Origin of the sequence: Bradyrhizobium sp. Pha-3 (assembly GCF_042258615.1) — a bacterium.
Lineage (GTDB): Bacteria > Pseudomonadota > Alphaproteobacteria > Rhizobiales > Xanthobacteraceae > Bradyrhizobium.
Genome location: NZ_CP170152.1, coordinates 5218226 through 5238870, shown reverse-complemented (window position 1 = coordinate 5238870; position 20645 = coordinate 5218226). Strand labels below are relative to the sequence as shown.

General features: G+C 64.7%; 29 protein-coding genes. 15 read left to right on the top strand and 14 right to left on the bottom strand.

Features of this window, described 5'->3' with window-relative positions:
• Window positions 1-16 precede the first annotated feature (16 nt).
• The 4 genes from ACE10Z_RS24985 (at window position 17) to queA (ending at window position 2686) form a co-directional block, all read left to right on the top strand.
• Entirely contained in the window at window positions 17-580 is a 564-nt protein-coding gene (locus ACE10Z_RS24985; RefSeq protein ID WP_173643492.1) for a peptidylprolyl isomerase, read from the top strand.
• A gap of 6 nt (window positions 581-586) precedes the next feature.
• Complete coding sequence (locus tag ACE10Z_RS24980; RefSeq protein WP_375783138.1) at window positions 587-1027, top strand: hypothetical protein; 441 nt, start codon at window positions 587-589, stop codon at window positions 1025-1027.
• Complete coding sequence (locus tag ACE10Z_RS24975) at window positions 1003-1467, top strand: peptidylprolyl isomerase (protein ID WP_016846097.1); 465 nt, start codon at window positions 1003-1005, stop codon at window positions 1465-1467. Before ACE10Z_RS24980 ends, ACE10Z_RS24975 begins: the two co-directional genes overlap by 25 nt.
• Before the next feature lie 142 nt (window positions 1468-1609).
• Complete coding sequence (gene queA, locus ACE10Z_RS24970; RefSeq protein ID WP_375789913.1) at window positions 1610-2686, top strand: tRNA preQ1(34) S-adenosylmethionine ribosyltransferase-isomerase QueA; 1077 nt, start codon at window positions 1610-1612, stop codon at window positions 2684-2686.
• A 49-nt stretch (window positions 2687-2735) separates the two neighbouring features.
• On the opposite strand, the gene ACE10Z_RS24965 is transcribed toward queA, so the two are convergent.
• From ACE10Z_RS24965 to ACE10Z_RS24950, 4 genes are all read right to left on the bottom strand, one after another.
• Window positions 2736-3773, bottom strand: coding sequence for an aspartate-semialdehyde dehydrogenase (locus ACE10Z_RS24965; RefSeq protein ID WP_097672138.1), 1038 nt, complete (start codon window positions 3771-3773; stop codon window positions 2736-2738).
• Between the two features lie 249 nt (window positions 3774-4022).
• The gene (locus ACE10Z_RS24960) at window positions 4023-4625 is read right to left on the bottom strand and encodes a PepSY domain-containing protein (RefSeq protein ID WP_375783137.1); all 603 of its coding nucleotides are present in this window, start codon (window positions 4623-4625) and stop codon (window positions 4023-4025) included.
• Window positions 4626-4931: 306 nt separating this feature from the next.
• The gene (locus tag ACE10Z_RS24955; RefSeq protein WP_375783136.1) at window positions 4932-5669 is read right to left on the bottom strand and encodes a TetR/AcrR family transcriptional regulator; all 738 of its coding nucleotides are present in this window, start codon (window positions 5667-5669) and stop codon (window positions 4932-4934) included.
• A gap of 97 nt (window positions 5670-5766) precedes the next feature.
• Entirely contained in the window at window positions 5767-6900 is a 1134-nt protein-coding gene (locus ACE10Z_RS24950; protein ID WP_375789912.1) for a patatin-like phospholipase family protein, read from the bottom strand.
• Window positions 6901-7140: 240 nt separating this feature from the next.
• On the opposite strand from ACE10Z_RS24950, the gene tgt reads away from it, so the two are divergent.
• Window positions 7141-8274, top strand: coding sequence for a tRNA guanosine(34) transglycosylase Tgt (tgt, locus tag ACE10Z_RS24945; RefSeq protein ID WP_375783135.1), 1134 nt, complete (start codon window positions 7141-7143; stop codon window positions 8272-8274).
• Window positions 8275-8283: 9 nt separating this feature from the next.
• Here the strand turns inward: tgt and ACE10Z_RS24940 are convergent, their stop codons facing one another.
• Complete coding sequence (locus ACE10Z_RS24940; RefSeq protein ID WP_298363274.1) at window positions 8284-8499, bottom strand: hypothetical protein; 216 nt, start codon at window positions 8497-8499, stop codon at window positions 8284-8286.
• A 227-nt stretch (window positions 8500-8726) separates the two neighbouring features.
• Between ACE10Z_RS24940 and cysK the strand changes: the two genes are divergently transcribed.
• Window positions 8727-9701 (top strand): cysteine synthase A, encoded by a 975-nt coding sequence (cysK, locus tag ACE10Z_RS24935; RefSeq protein WP_375783134.1) that lies wholly within the window; start codon window positions 8727-8729, stop codon window positions 9699-9701.
• 3 nt (window positions 9702-9704) lie between these two features.
• The gene (locus tag ACE10Z_RS24930) at window positions 9705-9950 is read left to right on the top strand and encodes a BrnA antitoxin family protein (protein WP_092114100.1); all 246 of its coding nucleotides are present in this window, start codon (window positions 9705-9707) and stop codon (window positions 9948-9950) included.
• A gap of 71 nt (window positions 9951-10021) precedes the next feature.
• On the opposite strand, the gene ACE10Z_RS24925 is transcribed toward ACE10Z_RS24930, so the two are convergent.
• On the bottom strand, window positions 10022-10897 hold the full coding sequence (locus tag ACE10Z_RS24925) for a DMT family transporter (protein ID WP_375783133.1): 876 nt from the start codon (window positions 10895-10897) through the stop codon (window positions 10022-10024).
• Window positions 10898-11039: 142 nt separating this feature from the next.
• Between ACE10Z_RS24925 and ACE10Z_RS24920 the strand changes: the two genes are divergently transcribed.
• Window positions 11040-11438: a RidA family protein gene (locus ACE10Z_RS24920; RefSeq protein WP_375783132.1), complete on the top strand. Its 399-nt coding sequence runs from the start codon at window positions 11040-11042 to the stop codon at window positions 11436-11438.
• 85 nt (window positions 11439-11523) lie between these two features.
• Here the strand turns inward: ACE10Z_RS24920 and ACE10Z_RS24915 are convergent, their stop codons facing one another.
• The 6 genes from ACE10Z_RS24915 to ACE10Z_RS24890 form a co-directional block, all read right to left on the bottom strand.
• On the bottom strand, window positions 11524-12078 hold the full coding sequence (locus ACE10Z_RS24915; RefSeq protein ID WP_375783131.1) for a hypothetical protein: 555 nt from the start codon (window positions 12076-12078) through the stop codon (window positions 11524-11526).
• Window positions 12023-12382: a hypothetical protein gene (locus ACE10Z_RS24910; protein WP_375783130.1), complete on the bottom strand. Its 360-nt coding sequence runs from the start codon at window positions 12380-12382 to the stop codon at window positions 12023-12025. Before ACE10Z_RS24910 ends, ACE10Z_RS24915 begins: the two co-directional genes overlap by 56 nt.
• A gap of 193 nt (window positions 12383-12575) precedes the next feature.
• A complete protein-coding gene (locus ACE10Z_RS24905) occupies window positions 12576-13175 on the bottom strand; it encodes a formyltransferase family protein (protein WP_375783129.1) in 600 nt (199 codons plus the stop codon).
• A gap of 119 nt (window positions 13176-13294) precedes the next feature.
• On the bottom strand, window positions 13295-14584 hold the full coding sequence (locus tag ACE10Z_RS24900) for a hemolysin family protein (protein WP_375783128.1): 1290 nt from the start codon (window positions 14582-14584) through the stop codon (window positions 13295-13297).
• Window positions 14585-14800: 216 nt separating this feature from the next.
• On the bottom strand, window positions 14801-15058 hold the full coding sequence (locus tag ACE10Z_RS24895; RefSeq protein WP_375783127.1) for a hypothetical protein: 258 nt from the start codon (window positions 15056-15058) through the stop codon (window positions 14801-14803).
• A 127-nt stretch (window positions 15059-15185) separates the two neighbouring features.
• Entirely contained in the window at window positions 15186-15401 is a 216-nt protein-coding gene (locus ACE10Z_RS24890) for a hypothetical protein (protein WP_375783126.1), read from the bottom strand.
• 529 nt (window positions 15402-15930) lie between these two features.
• Between ACE10Z_RS24890 and ACE10Z_RS24885 the strand changes: the two genes are divergently transcribed.
• The 5 genes from ACE10Z_RS24885 (at window position 15931) to ACE10Z_RS24865 (ending at window position 18446) form a co-directional block, all read left to right on the top strand.
• A complete protein-coding gene (locus ACE10Z_RS24885; RefSeq protein WP_375783125.1) occupies window positions 15931-16122 on the top strand; it encodes a hypothetical protein in 192 nt (63 codons plus the stop codon).
• 140 nt (window positions 16123-16262) lie between these two features.
• Window positions 16263-17114: a 3-hydroxybutyryl-CoA dehydrogenase gene (locus ACE10Z_RS24880; protein WP_375783124.1), complete on the top strand. Its 852-nt coding sequence runs from the start codon at window positions 16263-16265 to the stop codon at window positions 17112-17114.
• A 299-nt stretch (window positions 17115-17413) separates the two neighbouring features.
• Window positions 17414-17674, top strand: coding sequence for a DUF3551 domain-containing protein (locus ACE10Z_RS24875; protein WP_375783123.1), 261 nt, complete (start codon window positions 17414-17416; stop codon window positions 17672-17674).
• 87 nt (window positions 17675-17761) lie between these two features.
• Complete coding sequence (locus ACE10Z_RS24870; protein WP_375783122.1) at window positions 17762-17926, top strand: hypothetical protein; 165 nt, start codon at window positions 17762-17764, stop codon at window positions 17924-17926.
• A gap of 37 nt (window positions 17927-17963) precedes the next feature.
• Complete coding sequence (locus tag ACE10Z_RS24865) at window positions 17964-18446, top strand: hypothetical protein (protein ID WP_375783121.1); 483 nt, start codon at window positions 17964-17966, stop codon at window positions 18444-18446.
• Window positions 18447-18485: 39 nt separating this feature from the next.
• Here ACE10Z_RS24865 and ACE10Z_RS24860 read toward each other — a convergent pair whose 3' ends face one another.
• Window positions 18486-18725: a hypothetical protein gene (locus ACE10Z_RS24860; protein WP_375783120.1), complete on the bottom strand. Its 240-nt coding sequence runs from the start codon at window positions 18723-18725 to the stop codon at window positions 18486-18488.
• Window positions 18726-18981: 256 nt separating this feature from the next.
• Between ACE10Z_RS24860 and ACE10Z_RS24855 the strand changes: the two genes are divergently transcribed.
• Window positions 18982-19176, top strand: coding sequence for a hypothetical protein (locus ACE10Z_RS24855; RefSeq protein WP_223975152.1), 195 nt, complete (start codon window positions 18982-18984; stop codon window positions 19174-19176).
• 208 nt (window positions 19177-19384) lie between these two features.
• Window positions 19385-19630 carry a hypothetical protein gene (locus ACE10Z_RS24850; protein WP_375783119.1) on the top strand — a complete coding sequence of 82 codons (246 nt, stop codon included), beginning with the start codon at window positions 19385-19387 and terminating at the stop codon, window positions 19628-19630.
• Window positions 19631-19932: 302 nt separating this feature from the next.
• Here the strand turns inward: ACE10Z_RS24850 and ACE10Z_RS24845 are convergent, their stop codons facing one another.
• On the bottom strand, window positions 19933-20643 hold the full coding sequence (locus ACE10Z_RS24845; protein WP_375783118.1) for a class I SAM-dependent methyltransferase: 711 nt from the start codon (window positions 20641-20643) through the stop codon (window positions 19933-19935).
• Between the last annotated feature and the right edge of the window lie 2 nt (window positions 20644-20645).

The window sequence follows — 20645 nt, the reverse complement described above, 5'->3', positions numbered from 1 at the left end:
AAGGTCCGGAGTTTCCATGATCCGCATTCTTGCATTCGTTGCCGCGCTGCTCTGCGTCGTGCCTGCGGTCGCGCAGCCGCTGCCTGCCAATCTCGACAAGGCCAATGCGATCGTGATCGACACCACCAAGGGCCGCATCGTCATCAAGCTGCGCACCGACATCGCGCCCCAGCACGCCGAGCGCATCAAGCAGCTGGCACGCGAGGGCTTCTACAACAACGTGCCGTTCCATCGCGTGATGGATGGCTTCATGGCGCAGACCGGCGACGGCCAGAACTTCAACGGCACCGGCGGCTCGAAATATCCGAACCTCAAGCAGGAATTCTCGCAGGTCCCGTTCAAGCGCGGCATCGTCGGCATGGCCCGGCGCGGCGACAGTGTCGACAGCGCCAATTCGCAGTTCTTCATCATGTTCGCCGACGGATCGAGCCTCAATGGCCAGTACACCGTGGTCGGCGAGGTGGTGTCGGGCATGGACGTGGTCGACAAGCTGAAGAAGGCTCCCGCGGGCTCTCCGGGCGGTGCCGTCACCGATCCCGACAAGATGGTGAAGGTGCAGGTCGCATCCGACATCAAGTGATCGGCGATGGCGGCGCGCAGCAAGCCACTTGCCTGGTTCGCCGCGCCGCTGGTGCTGTGGCTCGCGCTGACCGGATCGGCGGCGGCCGAGCCGGAGCAACTCAATACGATCCGGGACGTTGTCCTGGCGATCCATCGCTGCTGGCGGCCGCCGCCGGCGGACAAGGCCGCTCCGATCGACATTACCGTCATTGTCAGCTTCAACCGTGAGGGCGCGATCCTCGGGCATCCCAGGATCAGCTATGAATCGCAGGAAGCGACCGACAACGACCGGATCGCCTACCGGGTCGCGGTGATGGAGGCGTTGCAACGCTGCACGCCGATGCCATTTACCGAGAGCCTGGGCGGCGCGGTTGCGGGCCGCCCATTCGCGATCCCGTTCAGGAACAAGAAATATCCACCCCGAAGCCAGGAGAAGCGAGCATGGCTGCTACCGAAAATACTCTGATCCTCGAAACCACCCAGGGCCCGGTCACGATCGAAATGCGCCCGGATCTCGCGCCCGGCCACGTCGCGCGAATCAAGGAGCTGGTGCGCGAAGGCTTCTACGACGGCATCGTGTTCCACCGCGTGATCGACGGCTTCATGGCGCAGACCGGCTGCCCGCAGGGCACCGGCATGGGCGGCTCCGGCAAGAAGCTGAAGGCCGAGTTCAACAAGGAGCCGCATGTCCGCGGCACCGCCTCGATGGCCCGCGCCGCCAATCCGGATTCCGGCGACAGCCAGTTCTTCATCTGCTTCGACGACGCCTCGTTCCTCAACGGCCAGTACACGGTCTGGGGCAAGGTCACCGAGGGCATGGAGAACGTCGACAAGATCAAGCGCGGCGAGCCGGTGAAGGATCCGGACAAGATCGTCAAGGCGCGCATGGCCGCCGACGCGGCGTAAAATCAAGATCGTCATGCCCGGGCTTGACCCGGGCATCCATCTTTCGAAACGCTTTTCCGTAAGTGATGGATTGCCGGGGCATAGGCGAGCGGAAGCGACGCCGTTCTTCGAACGGCTATGCCCGGCAATGACTATCTCCGCCATGCGCACCGACCTCTTCGATTTCGACCTGCCGCCCGAGAGCATCGCGCTTCGTCCCGCGAGCCCGCGCGATGCCGCGCGGATGCTGGTGGTGCATCCGGACGGCGTGCTGCGCGACGCCACGATTGCCGACCTGCCGCATTGGCTGGAGGCGGGCGATCAGATCGTCGTCAACGATACCAAGGTGATCGCGGCCCAGCTCAAGGGCCGCCGCATCGGGCGCGAGACCGAGCCGAAGATCGACGCGACCCTGATCAAGCGGCTCGACGGCTCGCGCTGGCAGGCGCTGGTGAAGCCGGCGAAGAAGCTTGCACCCGGCGACACCATCCGCTTTGGCAACGAGGGCAAGGTCTGCCTGCTCGGCAATCTCGATGCAGCGGTCGAGGCCAAGGGGCAGGAGGGCGAGGTGACGCTGTCATTCTCGTTCCATGGTCCGGTGCTCGACCAGGCCATCGCCGATGTCGGCGCCACGCCGCTGCCGCCCTACATCGCCTCCAAGCGCACGCCCGACGAGAAGGACGTCAGCGACTACCAGACCATGTTCGCCGCCAATGAAGGCGCGGTCGCTGCACCGACGGCGGGGCTGCATTTCACGCCGGCGCTGGAGGCCACGCTGAGGAGCCGCGGCGTCGCGCTGCATCGCCTGACGCTGCATGTCGGGGCAGGGACGTTCCTGCCGGTGAAGGCCGAGGAAACCTCGGAGCACAAGATGCATGCCGAATGGGGCTGCATCACCGCCGAGACCGCTTCTGCCTTGAATGCCGCGCGCGCAAGGGGCGGCCGGATCGTCGCGATCGGCACCACGTCGCTGCGGCTGTTGGAGAGTGCCGCCAATGCCGACGGCACCATCCAGCCGTTTGCGGCGGAAACCTCGATCTACATCACGCCAGGCTATCGCTTCCGCGCGGTCGATATCCTGCTGACGAACTTCCATCTGCCGCGTTCGACGCTGTTCATGCTGGTCTCGGCCTTCTCCGGCCTCGAGACGATGCAGCGTGCCTACGCGCACGCGATCAGCGACGGCTACCGGTTCTATTCGTACGGCGATGCGTGTTTGCTGTTCCGGGCAAAGGCGTAGGGTGGGTCACGCTTCGCTAACCCATCTACGAACTGCGCAGTTCGTCGTCTCACGCCATCGCGCGTTCGGGCAGCAGCTCGGCGATCTGCACCGCGTTCAGCGCAGCACCCTTGAGCAGCTGATCGGCCGCGACGAACATCGAGATCGAATGCCCGCTGGGGTCGCTGAGATCCTTGCGGATGCGGCCCACCAGCACGTCGTCCTGGCCGGAGGCGTCGATCGGCATCGGGAAGTAGTTCTTGGCGCGATCGTCGACGATCTTGACGCCCGGCGCCTGCGCCATGATCGCGCGCACCTGGTCCTCGGTGATCGGCTTCTCGCATTCGAAGGTGATCGCCTCGCAATGCGCGCGCAGCACCGGCACCCGCACGCAGGTGACGCCGACCGCGATCTTGTCGTCCTCGAAGATCTTGTGGGTCTCCTTGATGACCTTGGTCTCTTCGTCGTTGTAGCCGGTCTCCGGATCGATGGCCGTGTTGTGGTTGAACAGGTTGAAGGCGTAGGGGTGCGGCATCACCTTCGGGGTATAGACCTGTCCGTTGAGATTGGCGCGGGTGGATTCGACGAGCTCCTCCATCGCGGCTGCTCCCGCGCCGCTTGCGGCCTGGTAGGTCGAGATGATCACGCGCTTGATGCGGTTCTTCCGGTGGATCGGCCACAGCGGCACCAGCGCGGTGATGGCGGCGCAGTTCGGGTTGGCGATGATGCCCTTGTGGTCGCGGATGCGGTTGGCGTTGATCTCGGGGATCACCAGCGGCACGTTCGGATCCATCCGGAAGGCCGACGAATTGTCGACCACCACGGCGCCGGACTTCACGGCAACAGGTGCGAACTTCTTCGAGATGCCGCTGCCGGCCGAGAACAGCGCGATGTCGACGCCTTCGAAAGCGCGCTCGGTCAGTTCCTCGATCACGACCGGCTTGCCGCGGAAGCTGACGGTCTTGCCGGCCGAACGGGCGCTCGCCAGCGCCTTCAGCTTGCCGACGCGGAAGCCGCGCTTGTCCATGGTGGCGATGAATTCGGCGCCGACTGCGCCGGTGACGCCGACAATCGCGACGACGGGATCGTTACTCACTTTGTCCTCCATTCGAATTTGAGCATGACGCGGGCAACAAAAAAGCCCCGGACCTTCATCAGGCGGGGCTTCGGGTAGAGATGATGCTGTACGACCGACTACGCGCGCACGCCTCCCGAGGCCCCAGAGGGCTTGGTGGTTTTGGTGGTGCGTTTGGTCGCGGTGATCATGGTGCGGACTTATGCGGCAGAGATCGGCGTCCGTCAACGGCTTTTGGGTGAAAACTCGGCAAGGGAGAACCTGGCAGCGCCCGCGCCGCTCTCAGCGCCGGCGCGCGCCGGGCGGCTCGAGGATCACCTCTTTCAGATCGCCGCCCGTCAGCACCACGATGACGAAATTGAGCTTGCCGCCCTCGCGCATCAAGCCGCCGCTGATCGCCTTGCCCGAGGTCGTGTGCTCGGCGACGCGCACAGCATCGGCGAGCCGATGCCGCAGCGCCCTGAGCACAACGAGATTGTCGCGGTCTTCGGCGCCGAGGGAGGCCAGCGGCGAAGGGGGCTCGCCGCCGACCACCTGGCCGGTCGAGGCGTCGATCGCATGCTGCCAGATGCGGTTCTGCTGCATGGTCTTGACCCGGTAGACTGCTGGATCCGACGCGCCGTCGAAGCTGATGTCGGCGGTGATCGAGCCTGAGTGCAGCGCCTCCGCAATCGCCATCGCCTTGCGCAGCGAGATCTGGGCGGACTGGAAGCTGTCGAGCTCGCGGCGAACCGCATGCACGTCGAGCGCGCTGTCGCTGTCCTGCGGGGTGAGCGCAGCGGCAGCCGAGCTCGTGATCGCATAGGCAGGCGACGCGAAGGGCAGCGCCAGCAGCGCGGTTGCAAGCAGCCGCGCTCCCAATGCCCAATGCCTCAGTGCGCGCAATCGTCCTGTCCTCATCGTCGAACCTGTATTGAACATGTGCACGCGCATGAACCCGCGTTCGCAGCGCGAGGGGCGGGCCGAGAAAGGTGCGGCCGACCTTTGTTAGTCAGAGGTCGGCCGCCGAACGTTCAGGCGGAGCGATGGCGGCAGCTCCGTCGTGACGATCGAAGTTACAAGGTGACGCAGAACCCTTGGGGGGCGATCCGGGCCGAGCGTCTCTTTGTAACTAAACAATACGGTTTCGTTCTGTTTATTCAAGACTCATCACGGCAACGTGTAGGACGACGAAACGATCCTATAAAACGGTCAGCGCGCCGGTCGGCGACGTGCCTTGCCGGCGGCGCGCAGCCGGTCCCGCGGTCCCACGGCACCGGCGAGGAACAACCGAATCGAGACTTCCATCCGCATTACGGCGGCTTTCATGTCGATCACAATCCCGAATGTCGCCATCCTGTGGGTGTGGCCGACCACCATGTTGAGAAAGGTCTCGGCCGCGATCGTTGTGTCCTCGAGGTCGAGGGCGCCGTTGTCGACCAGGTGGTCGAAGAAATCCGCCGTCGTCGACACCGCTTTCGACCAGCCTTCGTCGACGGCAAGCTTGGCGACCTCGGGGAAATTGATTGCCTGCGCGGTCAGGATCCGGCTGAAGGCGATGGAGTCGGCGCTGCAGTTCAGCACCAGCAGCTGGCGCCCGAGCTCGATCAGCCGTTCCTCGACCGAACCATCGCAGCTGCCGCCGGCCTGCGCTTCGGCCGCCGCGGCGGCGAGCGGGGCAAGCCAGCGGGCAATTTCGCGCCTGAGCACCGCGGTGAACAGGCCGCGCTTGTCGCCATACTGTCCGTAGACAGTCGGCTTGCTGACGCGGGCGGCCTCCGCCACCGCGTCGATCGACGTCGCATCGAAGCCGCGCTCAAGGAATAGGCGCGTGGCGACCTCGATCAGCCGCTGGTCGCGCTCGATCGCAGCATCCCGGGTCGGCCGGCCGCCGCGTGACTTGATCACGCCGCGCTTGGCCGCCTTGGCCTTGGTTGCCGTCAATCCCATTGCCCATTCATCTCGTTGTGCGTTCGGACGGGTCTGTCCGGTCTATAACCCGCGCGATGCGGATTCGTCCATTCGGTGGTACCGGGGGCTGGCCCGGCTAGGGCGGCGTCGCGGTCCAGGCCTGCCCCGCGGCGGCCTTCTCGTAGCCGTGCTGGTAGAGCGCGCGCATATAGGCGGTGTCGAAACCCTGGGTTTCCGGCGCCGGATAGTCGCGCTCGATGTAGGACAGATGGAAGCCCAGCCGGTTGCGGCGGGCGAAATCATAGGTCGAGAGAATGACCGAGCGCGTCTGCGCCTGGGTGATCGCGGAAATGCTGCGCGAGGCGACGTCGATCGTCGAGTTCGACACCAGCTCGAAGTTGCCCTCGAGCTTCTTGTTGACCAGGATGTAGATGTTCATGCGGCCATTGGCGGGCCAGGCACGCTCTCGGAACAGCAGCGCGTCCGGCAGCGTCAGCACCGGCGCGGTCACGCCGCCGTCGACATGCATCTCCTGGAAGCGGCGACCCTGGCCCTCGGCGTCGATCATGATCGGCGGAAACACCAGCGGGATGCTGGCGGAAGCCGCCATCACGTCGCGAAACAGCTGCAGCGCCTCCGGCGTTCCGACGGCGGCGATCCGTCCCATGTCCCAGATCACCGTGCGCTGGGTATCGAGATCGGTGGTCACGATCAGGAGCTTCCGGCCCTTGGCGTTTTCGCGCGCCACCTCGCTCAGGATGTCCTGGCCGACGTAACGCGCCACCAGCTCGCGCAGCCGCTTGTTGCCGAACAGGCCGGAGCCGAACAGCACCCGCATCAGGCTTGGGTCCTGCAGCAGGCTTTCGGCGATGCCTGACGTGTAGACCTCCCTCAGCGCATCGTCGTAGCGCGGGCCGAGGAATGCAAAGGGCGCAATCAGTCCGCCGGTACTGACACCGGAGACGACCGAAAAGTTTGGACGGTTGCCGGCCGCCGTCCAGCCGTTGAGGACACCGACGCCATAGGCGCCGTCGGCGCCGCCGCCGGAGAGGGCGAGATAGGTCTTGATCGGGGCGTGGTCGCTCTGCTCGAGCCGGAATTTGGACGCCGGCTCGTCGGCGTAGCGCCGCAGCCCGTCGAGATCGAGCACCCGCGAAGTGGCGGCGTCGGCCGCGGTGTAGGGCATCCGCGGCAGCGAGCTGCAGGCTGCCAGCACGAAGGCGAGCCCGCACAGCAGCAGTGCGTGCCGGATCGCATGAGCGATCGTCATCCGATGGCGGATGCCGCCAGGCCGGGCGCTGGAGGGTGAGAACATCTCGTCAGTCAGGTTTCGCGCGGCGGGAACGACCCACGGCCATATCCTCGACATAAAACGATACGGTTTCGTTTTGTTTAATGGAACGACTGTTCCGGGGCAAGCGTCCGTCCGGCCGTTGCCGTTCACGAAGTCGCGCGGAGGCCGTTACCCGACGGGTTGATCGGGCCCCGGCGACACGCAATAAGCAGCCGCATGAATCTTCCCAATCATTTCGAACTGCTGGCAACTGATGGCGCCGCCCGCACGGGGCGCCTGGCCACACCGCATGGCGTCGTCCGGACACCCGCATTCATGCCGGTCGGTACTGCGGGGGCGATGAAGGGCATGCATTGGCGCGAGGTGCGCGATGCCGGCGCCGATATCGTGCTCGGCAACACCTATCACCTGATGTTGCGGCCCGGCGCCGAGCGGATCGCAGGGCTTGGCGGCCTGCAGCGCTTCACCGGCTGGGGCGGCCCGATGCTGACGGATTCCGGCGGCTTCCAGGTGATGTCGCTCTCGGAGCTGCGCAAGGTGACCGAGAAGGCCGTGACCTTCCGCTCGCATATCGACGGCGCCAAGGTCGAGCTGTCGCCGGAGCGCTCGATCGAGGTGCAACGGCTGCTCGGCTCCGACATCGCGATGCAGATGGACGAATGCGTGCGGCTGCCGGCCGAGCGCGCCGACATCGAGCGCGCGATGCAGCTGTCGCTGCGCTGGGCCGAACGCTCCAAGCGTGCCTTCGAGAGCGCGCCGGACGGCTACATGCTGTTCGGCATCGTCCAGGGCGGCGACATCCCCGATCTCCGCCACGCCAGCGCGCGTGGCCTCACCGGGATCGGCTTTCACGGCTACGCGATCGGCGGGCTGGCGGTCGGCGAGCCGCAGGCGGTGATGCTGTCGATGATCGAGGAGACCGCGCCGGCGCTGCCGTCCGATCGGCCGCGCTATCTGATGGGCGTCGGCACGCCCGAAGACATCCTGGAGGCGGTGGCGCGCGGCGTCGACATGTTCGACTGTGTGATGCCGACGCGGAACGGGCGCCACGGCATGGCGTTCACCCGGTTCGGGCAGATCAACCTGCGCAACGCCCGGCACATCGACGATCCGCGCCCGCTCGATGAGGAGAGTTCGTGGCCTGCCGCGCGCAACACTTCGCGAGCCTATCTGCACCATCTGGTGCGTGCCGGCGAGACACTTGGGGCAATGCTGCTGTCCGAAATCAACGTTGCCTATTACCAGGAGCTGATGCAGGGCATCCGCGATGCGGTGGCAAGCGGCACTTTCGAGGAATTCAAAACGAAAACGCGCGCCGGTTGGGCGCGCGGTGACATCGCTCCGAACTGAGCTGTGTGATCAGTTGCACACGATCGGTTTCACCGAGTGCTTGGTCACGAACCCGTAACCGCAATTGTCGCAGGTCCAGAGATAGCTGATCAGATTGTCGAACAGGTACGCGGACGCTTCGGCCGCCACCATGGAGTCAGCACACACCGGACAGGTCGGCAAATCGCTGCCGCGCGGATCGGGCCTGGACGCTGCGGTCGACAGAACTTCAGCGAGAGCTGGCATGTGACCTCCTTTGCGTTCTGAGCTGCATCTGACGAAAGCATATAGACGCACTTGTTTGACCTTGTCGCAACACAAATGCGTAGGTTTTACGTTATTTGCGCAGGTTCTAGTTTTTGCGATGCAACGAATTTGCGTCTCGGCGGTTTCTCACTTGCGCGCCATGATGCGCTGCTTCTAATGAGAGAAGACCGCATATTTCCAGCATATCCCGCAGCAGGAGCCGCTTGATGGACGCGCCGTCGACAACGAGTGCAGTGCAACCCGGACGCGGCCGCGTCTTTGACTCCATCGTCGATGCGATTGGCTCGACGCCGATCGTGCGGCTGCGCAGACTGCCGCAGGCAAATGGCGTCAACGCGACGATCCTTGCCAAGCTGGAATACTTCAATCCGGCGGCCAGCGTGAAGGACCGCATCGGCGCGGCGATGATCGTGGCGATGGAGAAGGCCGGCATCATCAACGCCGACACCGTGCTGATCGAGCCGACCTCGGGCAATACCGGGATTGCGCTTGCCTATGTCGCGGCGTCGCGCGGCTATCGGCTGAAGCTCGTGATGCCGGAATCGATGTCGATCGAGCGGCGGCGCATGCTCGCCTTCCTCGGCGCAGAAATCGTGCTGACCCCGGCGGCGCAGGGCATGAAGGGCTCGATCGTGACTGCGGAAGAACTCGTGCGCACGACCCCCAACGCCGTCATGCCGCAACAATTCAAGAACCTCGCCAACCCCGAAATCCATCGCCGCACCACGGCGGAGGAGATCTGGAACGACACCGGCGGTGACATCGACTATTTCGTCGCCGGCGTCGGCACCGGCGGCACCATCACCGGCGTCGGGCAGGTGCTGAAGCCGCGCAAGCCGTCATTGCGCGTCGTCGCGGTGGAGCCGGAGGAGAGCCCGGTGCTGTCGGGCGGCCAGCATACGCCGCACAAGATCCAGGGCATCGGCGCGGGCTTCATCCCTGACATCCTCGACCGTTCGGTGATCGACGAGATCGTCAAGGTCAACAGCGCGACCGCGATCGAGACCGCGCGCGCGCTGGCGCGCAACGAAGGCATCCCCGGCGGCATCTCGTCGGGGGCAGCGATCGCCGCCGCCTTGCAGATCGGCAAGCGGCCGGAGGCAGCGGGCAAGACCATCCTGGCGATTGTGCCGTCATTCTCGGAGCGCTATCTCTCGACGGTGCTGTTTGAAGGAATCTAGGACATGGCCGACCAGCCGAGACGACCGCGAACCCTGAACGATGCCCGTAGCGAAGCCGAGGCGGCGTTCAAACGGGCCACCACCAAGGTCGCGGATGCGCTGCCAAAGACTGCCGCCGTTCCGGTCCCCGGCGTCCGGGAGCAGGTCACGCTGCGGATCGATCAGGACGTGCTGGCATATTTCCAGGAGGGCGGCCCTGGCTGGCAGGACCGCATCAATGCGGCGCTGCGCAAGGCCGCCGGGAAGTAACGCGCTTTCGAAGCAGCAATCCCGGCATTAATCCGCAGGCTTTGCGGCCGAGCCGCAGCGCTGCGCGGTGGTCATGTTGTGCGCGCCGGCACCATTGCGGCGGGCTTCAGGTTCAGGAGGTTGCCGGCCAGAATCATGGCCGCGCCAAGCACCGTATAGGCGTCGAGCCGCTCAGCATAAATCAGCCACCCGACGATCGCGGTCAGCGGGACCCGGACGAAATCCATCGGGATCACGACGGTCGCGTCGGCGTGGAGCAGGGCGCGCGCCATGCAGTAATGCGAGAAGGTGCCGCAGAATGCGATCACGGCAAGCCAGCCCCAGGTGGAGAGCGGCGGCCAGGTCCAGAGATAGAGCGCAGGCCCGATGCTGGCGAGCGACTGCACCATCAGCATCCAGAAGATGATCGTCAGAGTCTGCTCGGTTCGCGTCAGCGATTTGACCACGGCGATCGAGACCCCGAAGCCCATGGCCGCGGCGAGCGCGATCAGCTGGCCCGGATTGATCGCACCGGTCGCCGGCCGCACGATCACGATGACGCCGATGAGGCCAAGCGCGATCGCGACGATCTTCCAGGATGTCATCCGTTCGCCGAGGAAGCCCGCCGCGAGGATCGCGGTCCAGATCGGCATGGTGAACTCGATCGCGACCACCTGGCCGATCGGGATCAGTGTCAGCGCATAGAACCAGCCAAGCTGCGCGCAGAAGTGGATCAGGTTGCGCGCGATGTGGACGTGCACGCGTGCGGTCTTCACGATCGCAAACCCGCCGTTGATGTGGACCAGCGGATACAGCATCACGAAGCCGAGCACGCCACGCACGGCCATCAGCTGGAAGACGTTGACCTCGCGCGTCGCCTCGCGGCCGGCTACAGCCACGATCAGCATCAGCGCGAGCCAGCCGGACATCCACAGTGCTGCGCGAGTCTTTGAGGGGGGGCGGTCCATGATGGGAACGAGATGAGGAGGGATTCCCGGTATCGGTGAGCCGCTATGAATTTGCAACGCGCAATTCTGCCGATGCGTGGTGCGCTGGCCGCGCGATCTCTGCTAAGCAGGATGGGAATAATCACATCAGGAGGATCTGCTCATGCGTGTCTTGCAACCGGCCGAGTGGTCGAAACCCCGCGGCTTCTCGCACGGTGTCGCGTTCGACGCCCCGGGTCGATGGATCGTCTTGGCGGGGCAGACCGGCGGCGACGAGAAGGGCGAGTACGCGCCCGAGATGGCTGCCCAGGTCGGCATGGCGCTGAAGCGCATCATCAAGCTGTTGAACGAAGCCGGCGCCGGTCCCGAGCACATCGTCCGCCTGACCTGGTACCTGACCAGCCGCAGCGAATACGAGGCCGCGGGCGCCGGTATCGGTGCTGCGTGGAAGGAGACGCTCGGGCGCAATTTCCCGCCGTCCACGCTGCTTTATATCGACGGGCTGGTCGATCAGCGCGCCAAGGTCGAGATCGAGGTCACCGCGTTCGTACCCGCCGCATAGAGGCACCTGCGCGCGATTGCCGCGCGGCCAAACAAAAAGCCCTCGGGTCATCCCCGAGGGCTTTTCTCGTCTGAGTACCGATTGGTTACTTCGAGAGCGTGATATTGGCGCCGCGGAACTGGCTGTCGGCCCTGATCGTGACGGACTGCTTGTTGCCGGCGGTGCGCATCGCGATGTCGGCGTTGAAGCCGGGCGCGCTGGCAACGACCTGGAAGTTGCCGCCGCCGCCGCGACCTCGCAGATCGCCGTTGACATTGCGGCTGGACTCGCTCCAGGAGCCAGTGACCGCATTACCCTCGGCCTGCACGTCGGCCGCCAGGTTGAACTTGTAGGCGTCGCTGGCGCAGGTGAGGCTCATGGTCATCCGGGGCCCACCGACGTGATAGGTCGCACGGCAGCGGATACGCTCGCTGGAACCGTCGTCGAGGGTGACTGAGCCGGCGCCGGACCAGGTGCCCGCCATGCCGGCGAACGGGCTGGACTGGGCATGGCCTGCGGTGCTTGCCAATGCCGTCACGAAAAACGCGGCGGCTGCAAATGCTGGCCGCCGCGCGATGGCGAATAAACTTGATACGCTGCTGATCTTACTGACGGGATGCTTCCCATCGGCCGCTGCACGGTACGCCAGCTGATGCCCCATTCCACTTCCCCGATCCGGAGTTGCCACTGAGTTGTCCGTTCGCATATGCACCATTGATCGAGACTCGCACAAGGCCCCCGCTGCCGACGGTGCCGGAGATCGTCGCGCCCGGCGCGGTGATCTTTCCTTCCGACACGGTCAAGGTCGAGCTGGACGACGGCTCGCAGCTACCGGTCTTGGTGACGACAGTGACGCTCCAAAGGCCGTCATAGGGCTGCTGGGCGGAGGCGGGAGCAGCGGTGAGGGCGGCAGCCGAAGCGACCGAAGTGACCAAAATCAGGTCGCGAATGCGGATCGAACGCATGAATCAAATCCCTGTAATTTCGTGTGATGACGCGGCTTATCCTGTCACAATGTGTTCAAAATTTGCTGCGTCGCGAGAGCCCCGGATGTTCCTGTGAATTCAAACACATCATGGTGAATTCGGTTCCCGATCAGGAACGGAGAATCCGACCCGCTTTTTCGGTTTTGTGGTATTATTATACCGAGGGCTTGGATTAATGCTTGCTTGGGCTGAGGTTAGGCGCCTTGGTCGCAAACTGCTCATCCTGGACCTTGGCCGGCAGCGCGCCATTGACCTTGCCGTAGTCGATGACCTCGGCGAGCAGACGCAGCCCGAGCGGTGCCAGCGCGCGCTCCCACAGCTCGCGGGCCGTCTCGCCCTTCTTGACGAACACCCAGTCCTGGGCGGCGATCGCGCCGGCGTCCATGCGATCGGCGAGGTGATAGATGCTGCCGCCGGCGATCGGATCGCCTTCCTTGATGGTCCACTCCACCGCTGCGATGCCGCGGTGACGCGGCAGCAGCGACGGGTGGTACCCGATGCCCCCAAGCTTGGCCACGGCAAGTGCTTCCTTGCTGACCCGGGCGTGGCTATGGGCGGTTACGATCAGGTCCGTGCCCGGCGCGATCTCGGCGGCCGTCACCAGCTTGGGGTCGGCCTGGACGACGACGTCGATGCCGGCCGCCCTGGCCGCTGCCGCCAGCCGGTCCTCGCCGTCATGGACCACCACCCTGACCAGCGTGACGTGGTGCTCGCGCAGCATGTTCAGGGTCGTCACGCCGAAATGGCGGGAACCGACAAGAGTTATGCGCATGGGATCAATTCCGTGGGGTTCACTCGGAGGGCTTTTCGGCGGCCGTTATGCCGATAGCACACAGCGGCCGCCTGTTTCGTTGTCCTGCCCGTTATCAACAGGCCGGCCGGCTGGCAACCTCAGGCCGCCGGCTGCTTGCTCGCCAGCACCTTGTCGATGCGCCGGCCGTCGAGATCGACGATCTCGAAATCCCAGCCCTGTGCACTGGTTTTCGCACCGGTATCGGGGATCGCGCCGAACGCATGCAGCAGGAAGCCGGCGGCGGTCTGGTAGGGCCGCGGCGAGGGCAGCACGATGCCGAGCAGTTCGCTGAACTCGAGCGCCGGCATCCAGCCCGAGATCAGGTAGGAGCCGTCGTCGCGCCTGACATAGGCGGGCTCGGCCGGGCCTTCCTCGGTATGGAAGGCGCCGACGATGGCCTCGAGGATGTCGGCGCTGGTGACGACTCCCTGGAAGGTGCCGTATTCGTCGTGCACGAGGCCGATATGCACCGCGGAGTCGCGCAGGATCGCGACCACGTCGCGGGCGTCGACGGTCTCCGGAATGATCGGCGCATCGCGCGTCAGCGCGCGGATGTCGGGCGTCTGGCCGGCGAGGTAGACGTCGAGCACGTCCTTGGCCTGCACGATGCCGAGCGCATGATCGCGGTTGCCGTCGAACACCACGCAGCGCGAGTGGCTGCTCTTCTGCAGCGCCGACAGGATCTCGGCCGCGGGAGCGGCGAGGTCGATCAGGCTGACCTCGTGGCGCGGCGTCATGACGGCGCCGACCGGCAGATCGCCGAGCCGCATCACGCCGGCGATCATCTCCTTTTCGCCTGGCTCCAGCACGCCGGCGTTTTCGGCCTCCACCACCAGCGTCTTGATCTCGTCCTCGCTGACGCGGTCCTGCGCATCCTCGCGATGGCCCAGCAGCCAAAGCAACGACTTGCCGGAGCGGTCGAGCAGCCACACCACCGGCAGCGACAGTCTTGCCATCACCGTCATCGCCGGAGCGGCCCGCACCGCGATCGCCTCCGGATCGCGCAGCGCGATCTGCTTCGGCACGAGCTCGCCGACGATCAGCGAGGCGTAGGTGATCACGCCGACCACGATGCCGACACCGGCAGCGTCGGCGACGTTGGCCGGCACTCCAACCTCGAACAGCCATTGCGAAAGCCGCTGGCCCAGCGTCGCACCCGAGAAGGCGCCCGACAGCACGCCGATCAGCGTGATGCCGATCTGCACCGTGGAGAGAAATTTTCCGGGATCGGAGGCCAGCGCAAGCGCGCGGCGCGAGCCGCTGACGCCGCGTTCGACCAGCGCGGCGAGGCGCGCCGGACGGGAGGAGACGATCGCGAGCTCCGACATCGACAACAGACCGTTGACGACGATCAAGACCGCCACGATCGCAAGTTCCAGATATAACACGGGAGTCCCTGAGGTTTGGCGGCATGGGCCGCTCTGCGACGCCCTATATAGGCATGCCGGGGCCGTTTTGCTGTGCCTTGTCGGGCGCCCCTGCACAAGCAGAGGGTGCGTATGGCGCGCATGCAGCAGGAGATCGCGGCATATTGGCGCGCTGGCGCGTGTGACACCGGCGCGTTTTTTTGCGCGAGCCGCCATCCGCTGCGCTGGAAAGCGCTCCTAGGCGAGTATCCGCAGCTCGGGTCTGACGAACGTCTTGCCCGATGCAGCCGGCTGACTCAGCATTTGCTTGGAAGCGGCCTGTAACTGCACGCGCAGATCGGCGTTGCATTGCTTCATCTGGTTGCGCAGTTCGCGTCGGGAGAAGGCGGTGAGCGAGGGGTCCGCAAGCTGTTGCCAGGCGTTGCGGAGCCATTCCTGCAGCTCGCGAATGTTCTGATCCAAAATCTTCTGATCCAGGACGCTGGGCTGGGTCATGCAGCCAAATCCCACGAAGTGATCAGTTGCAAAGTAACGCTGATTCGCGTCGCTTCACCTAGCGCTATGTTGCGCAGGCGCGTGTTCGGCAGGGGAGATCGGATGGGTGGGCGCGCCGTTGCCCGGCTCAGCGCGCGTTGCCGGGGCCGGTGCGCAGGAGATCCAGCGCGATCGGCAGCGCGAGGAACAGCGCGGCCACCACCGAGAGATGGCGCGTCTCTGTGGCCGTCAGCCCGAGATCGTATTGGGCGAGATAGGCGAGCATGATCGCTGTGTAGGCGCCGACGCAGATCGCGACGGCGATGCTCCCGAAATCGGTCTTGCTGTCGCTCTTATAGTTCACGGCGGCACCACTTCGTTGCGGGCGTGGTGTAGCGTGGCTCACCTTCACCGACTATGAGCTGGATCACGTGCGCGAGCCCGACGACCAGCTTTACGCGTCGCGGCGATCGATCAGGTTGGCTCGCGGCGGGAAGCCTAGCGAGGAGGCTTGCGTCCCGGCTGGCTCTCCTGCGGAAGCTTGACCGGGACGTGGGGTGATGCGCTCACCACACGCGGGCTTCCGTCGGAATGGGTCTGGCCGTTGAGCAATGTCTCGAGAACCAAAAAGAATTTTTCAGAAAGCATGGGCGTAGCCCTCGTCGTCTAATGTCCTTATGTCGCGGCACCCGGCGGAAAATTCGATCAATTAAAAGCGAGTCGCGCCGCCATGGCGATGCTGCGGCACGGGTCTGGCCCGTGCAATCCGGGAGATGACCGGCGCCGCAGCCTTCAGCCTGCGCGTAGATGGTTGCCAAATTCCTAACGGCGGCTGGCGCAGCCCGTGAGTGCGTCACACCGTTCCTTCAACGATCGGCGTTAACGATTGCGGCATGGATCGCGACCAGGACACCGACGAGGGATTTGGATCGGCGCTGCGCCGCAGCTACGGGCGGTTCGCCTGGTGGATCGTGCGGCTCAACCGCGTGCTCGAGCCGTCGCGCGCGGCAGAGCCGCCGCGCCCTCAATTGCCGCCGCGCGCCGCCGTCCCGCCACGGCGATCCATCCCGCCGCGCCCGGAATAGACCTCACCAGAATACCGCCATCTCCTGTATCGGCCGTTCGGCCGGACTGCTATGCATGCGCCATCCGCGGACCCCAAGGGTCCGCCGTTTTTGACGATGCGGCCGCGCGGCGGCGCAAGCGACGAGAAGGGACAGACACAATGATCGAGACGGTTGGCATCATCGGCGCCGGAACCATGGGCAACGGCATCGCGCAAATCTGCGCGGCGGCGGGGCTTGCCGTGACCATGGTGGATATCTCGGACGCGGCAGTGCAACGCGGCCTGAAGACGGTCGGGTCGAGTCTCGATCGCCTGGTCGCCAAGGAGAAGATGACGGCGGCCGATCGCGACGCGACGCTCGCGCGGATCGACGCGACCACCGACAAGTCCAAGCTTGCCGCCTGCGATCTCGTGATCGAAGCCGCCACCGAGAACGAAGAGCTGAAGGTCAAGATCCTCAAGGATCTCTGCGCCGGGCTGAAGCCGAGCGCGCTGGTCGCGACCAACACCTCGTCGATCTCGATCACCCGCCTTGCGGCCTCGACCGATCGTCCCGACCGCTTCATCGGGATGCACTTCTTCAATCCGGTGCCCGTGATGGCGTTGCTCGAATTGATCCGCGGCCTGCAGACCTCGGACGACACGGTCGCCAAGGCCGAAGCCTTCGCCAAGCGTGTCGGCAAGGTCGCGATCACGGCGAAGAACAGCCCGGGCTTTGCTGTGAACCGCATCCTGTGCCCGATGATCAACGAGGCGATCTTCGCGCTGCAGGAAGGCATTGCGACCGCGGAAGAGATCGATGCCGGCATGAAGCTCGGCTGCAACCATCCGATCGGCCCGCTCGCACTTGCCGACCTGATCGGGCTCGACACCATGCTGTCGGTGATGGAGGTGTTCTACACCGGCTTCAACGATCCCAAGTACCGGCCGGCGCCGCTGCTGAAGGAGATGGTCGATGCCGGCCATCTCGGCCGCAAGACCGGGCAGGGGTTCTACAGCTACAGCAAGTGAAGTCTGCGCGCGCCTGACCCCCGTAGTCATCCGGGATGGATCGCGCCGACAAGCTCGCGTAACCACAATACCTGATCCGCCACTGAGGCGGGGGACATCAGACACGAGGCCCGGGCTCCTAGGCACACCGGGCCTCGTGTTTTTTGTTGGGTCCCGCGCCCTTCCGGGGCGCCCTGGCTTCCGATGCGCTGCTCCGCGCGCGGGTCACACCTTCTTGAGGCGGCGAGCGGAAACCTCGCAGATTTCCCCGGCGTACCTAAATCAACGGCTGGGTGCCGATCGAGGAAGGAAGCTGGCTCATGCGCAGGTCGAATTTGGCAATTCTGGCGTTCGCGGCGCTCGGGACGAGCTGGATTGTCGGCTCCGCACAGCCGGCGGCGGCCGATCCCTACGACTATCCCTGGTGCATCCAGGGCAGGGACGAGGGATATCCCGGCTATTGCGGCTACCAGACCTACGAGCAGTGCCAGGCGTCGGCGTCGGGCCGCGATGCCTATTGCGGCATCAATCCGCGTGTCGCGTTCAGCCAGCAGCGGATAGCGCCGCGGCGGGTACGGTAAGCGCCGCGAGCATGTCGGCCAGGCCGCCATCAGGCACGATGGTTGCATTGCCGATGATCGGATAATTCCCCCTGCGTTGGAGAGCACATGGGCGAGATCATCAGGTTCATCTCGAAATCGGAACGCGAGCGTGCGCGGCTGATTCGCGAGGCCAGGGCCAACTACGAGCGCATCTTTCCATCGGCCGACTCGGCTGATGTGGAAGGCGCTGCGGTCGAGGGCGACGGCAGCGAGGCGTCCTCGAAGCCGTAGCCGCCGGAATTGCGCTCGAGAGGATGCGGACGCCGCGATGTGGAAACGGAACTGGCGGCAGTTGTGGTGGACCTTGTGGAAGTCCTGGACGATCGACAAGCCGGCCGCGCTTGGCGACTGGCTCTGGCAGGTACTGGTCGTTGAGTTCGCCGCCTTGCTGGACCGGCTGACGTTGCGGAAGCTGATTGCGCTGATCCCGGTCGTCATCGTGATCGGAGCCTATCTGCACCGGATCCCGCTTCCTCCCGAATTGATGCTGGTCGGCGATATGCTGGCCTATATCGACGTCTTCTCGATGATTTTCCTGGTCGGCCTGTTCACGCGCGTGGCGACCGTCATGGCCGTCGTCAGACAGGCCATCGAGCTCGCTCAAAGCCTCGCGCAGCGTGTGCCGATGGCGCTACGCCGGTTCGACACGCGTCATCGTCGCGCCAAGGACAGCGCGCGCCGCAGGCGGCTCACCGGTGCGAGGACGGACGATGATGAGCCCGCTGTCGTCGCGGGCCTGGCGTGGGCATAGATCGAGGCCATGCGGCGGTGAAGAATGCAGTTGCGCCACCTATCGCGGCTGTCGGGCCTGTTCGTCGCTGTCGTCGGCCGCGGGCCGGGCAGGGCTGCTCGCAGAAGAGCCGTCCTGAGCGCCGTCCTGGCCGCGGCGGTGCGAACTGGAGAGATCGGTTGGGCCCTGCCGGGAGCGATGAAACGCAACACCCATCCGGAAGCTCCAGACACCGAACAGCAGCGCGCCGGCCACACAGGCGGCCACAAAGACCCAATCGCGTTTCTTCATCGGGTTCAACAATGCCAACTCAGCGACGCGCCTGCGGTCAGGACATTGCTGCGTCCGGAGCAAGACTCGCGCATAGTGAAGCGATCGGGCGTGCTTGTCGATCCGCGCAGCACGCACCGCGCTGGTCACGGAGCAGTGATTATCAAATCGCGCGTCCAGCAACACTCCGACCAGATCATCCCGCGTCCGCAACAATCTTGCCAAACTTTCACTAGGCCGTTGGCGCACTGAGTTCGAAGATGCAGATGAAATCGGACGAATCGCAATGACCGAACTTGAGGAGCTTCGCTACTTCGAGCACCAGTGCCTGGAGATGGCCAGGCAGTCCACGCTGCCGGATGCTCGACGCGCGCTCCAGATCCTGGCGCGCAACTATGCCACGGCGGCCGAAATCCTCGAACGGCGCGCACAATCCGCCAACACGGCGCTCGCCCAACTGTTTCGGTGCCTGAGGCTGTGACGCGCGGTCGGGCCGGCACGGCTGCGGCGCCGTGCAGATGATCCTGGCCTTGTTCCCCGGGGATGCCGCCACCGCACCAACAACGTTTCGTTAACTCGACTCACTCACGCTCTCCTTGGGCCGTCTGGATGGGCCGCTATGCAGTAGGCCGCCACGATAAGCTCCGTGGCGGCCTTTTGCGTTCCGAGAGTGCTGAGGGAGACGACCGATGGACTACGGCGCCTTCACCGACGCCAGCCTGAAGATGATGTACGAGGCCATCCGCGGCGCGCTCAAGGCCGACGATGAATTCGAGTCACACGGCGAAGAGCCAAGATTCCGTGTCCGCACGACGCCCGAATGGAAACGCCACGCCGGCAGTCTCGAGGCCGAGATGCTGAAGCGAGGGCTGCAGCTCGACATCATCGACTGGACGGGCGGTCAGGGCGAGCTGCCGCTGACGGTGGACCCGTGAGCATGTAGCGCAGAGGGCTTGGGTCGGCGTTTCATTTCCGTCACTCACCACATCGAGCGCGACAGTCTTAGGCGCAATCGAGGTAGGAGGCAATTGACGACAGATGCCGTCGGCGAAGCCGTGCGATGTGCTTGCTCCTAATCGGACATCAACCACGGATCGCCCTAAGGTAGGTTGGCTGGATGGCTCTTGCAAAGCACTTGTATTTGTTTGAGTAGATCCGCATCGGGAGTTTTGAAATCAACTTCCGCCAGAGGGGCTGCGAATCCCGCCAGAGAGCCGCTCGAAGCTTTGGCAGCACTCTAGCGGTTGGTCCCCAGCGTATAATACTGCGCGCCGAACGGTAGCAACGAAAACAGCCGGTCAACTCTGCGGAGCAGGGGGCCGGCCGCCGGCACCGAAAAGATATATCGCGTGCTGATATCCTTGAAGCCCGCGCCCGCGAGAAGTGCTTCGGAATCACGTCGTTTCAACAGCACCGCATCCCTGTCGAATTCGCAGGTGTTGACGATGCGCCGGGTCACGGGATTGAATGGATTGTGCTCGAAGATCGCGAACAATCCTCCGGGACGCAGCACGCGGCGCACGTCGGCAACCAGCGCCGGCCGCTGTGCGACGGGGACGTGATGAAACACATTGATCGCGAACGCGCCATCGAATGACTGGTTGCCAAACGGCAGATGAGTGCCGTCGAAGACTTCGTAGCGGATGCCAGGATTGCGTTGACGCGCCACCGCGATACTGGCGCCCGAAACGTCAATTCCCGAAATCCCGCCGACCCGATCGGTCAATTGCTTGTGGGCATTGGCAACGCCACAGCCGACGTCGAGCAGTTCGGCTTTGGCTGCGCCGCCCTGACGTGCGTCGAGGATATCGACCAGATAGTCATTCTTAACGCGCGCGAAGAAGTCGATATCGAGGCCCGAAAAATTCAAGGCCCTGTTGATCTCTTCATTGTAGTTCGCCGTGTAGGCGTCGAACTCGGCAGCTTTGATGTCGTCGGGCTGTGTCATCG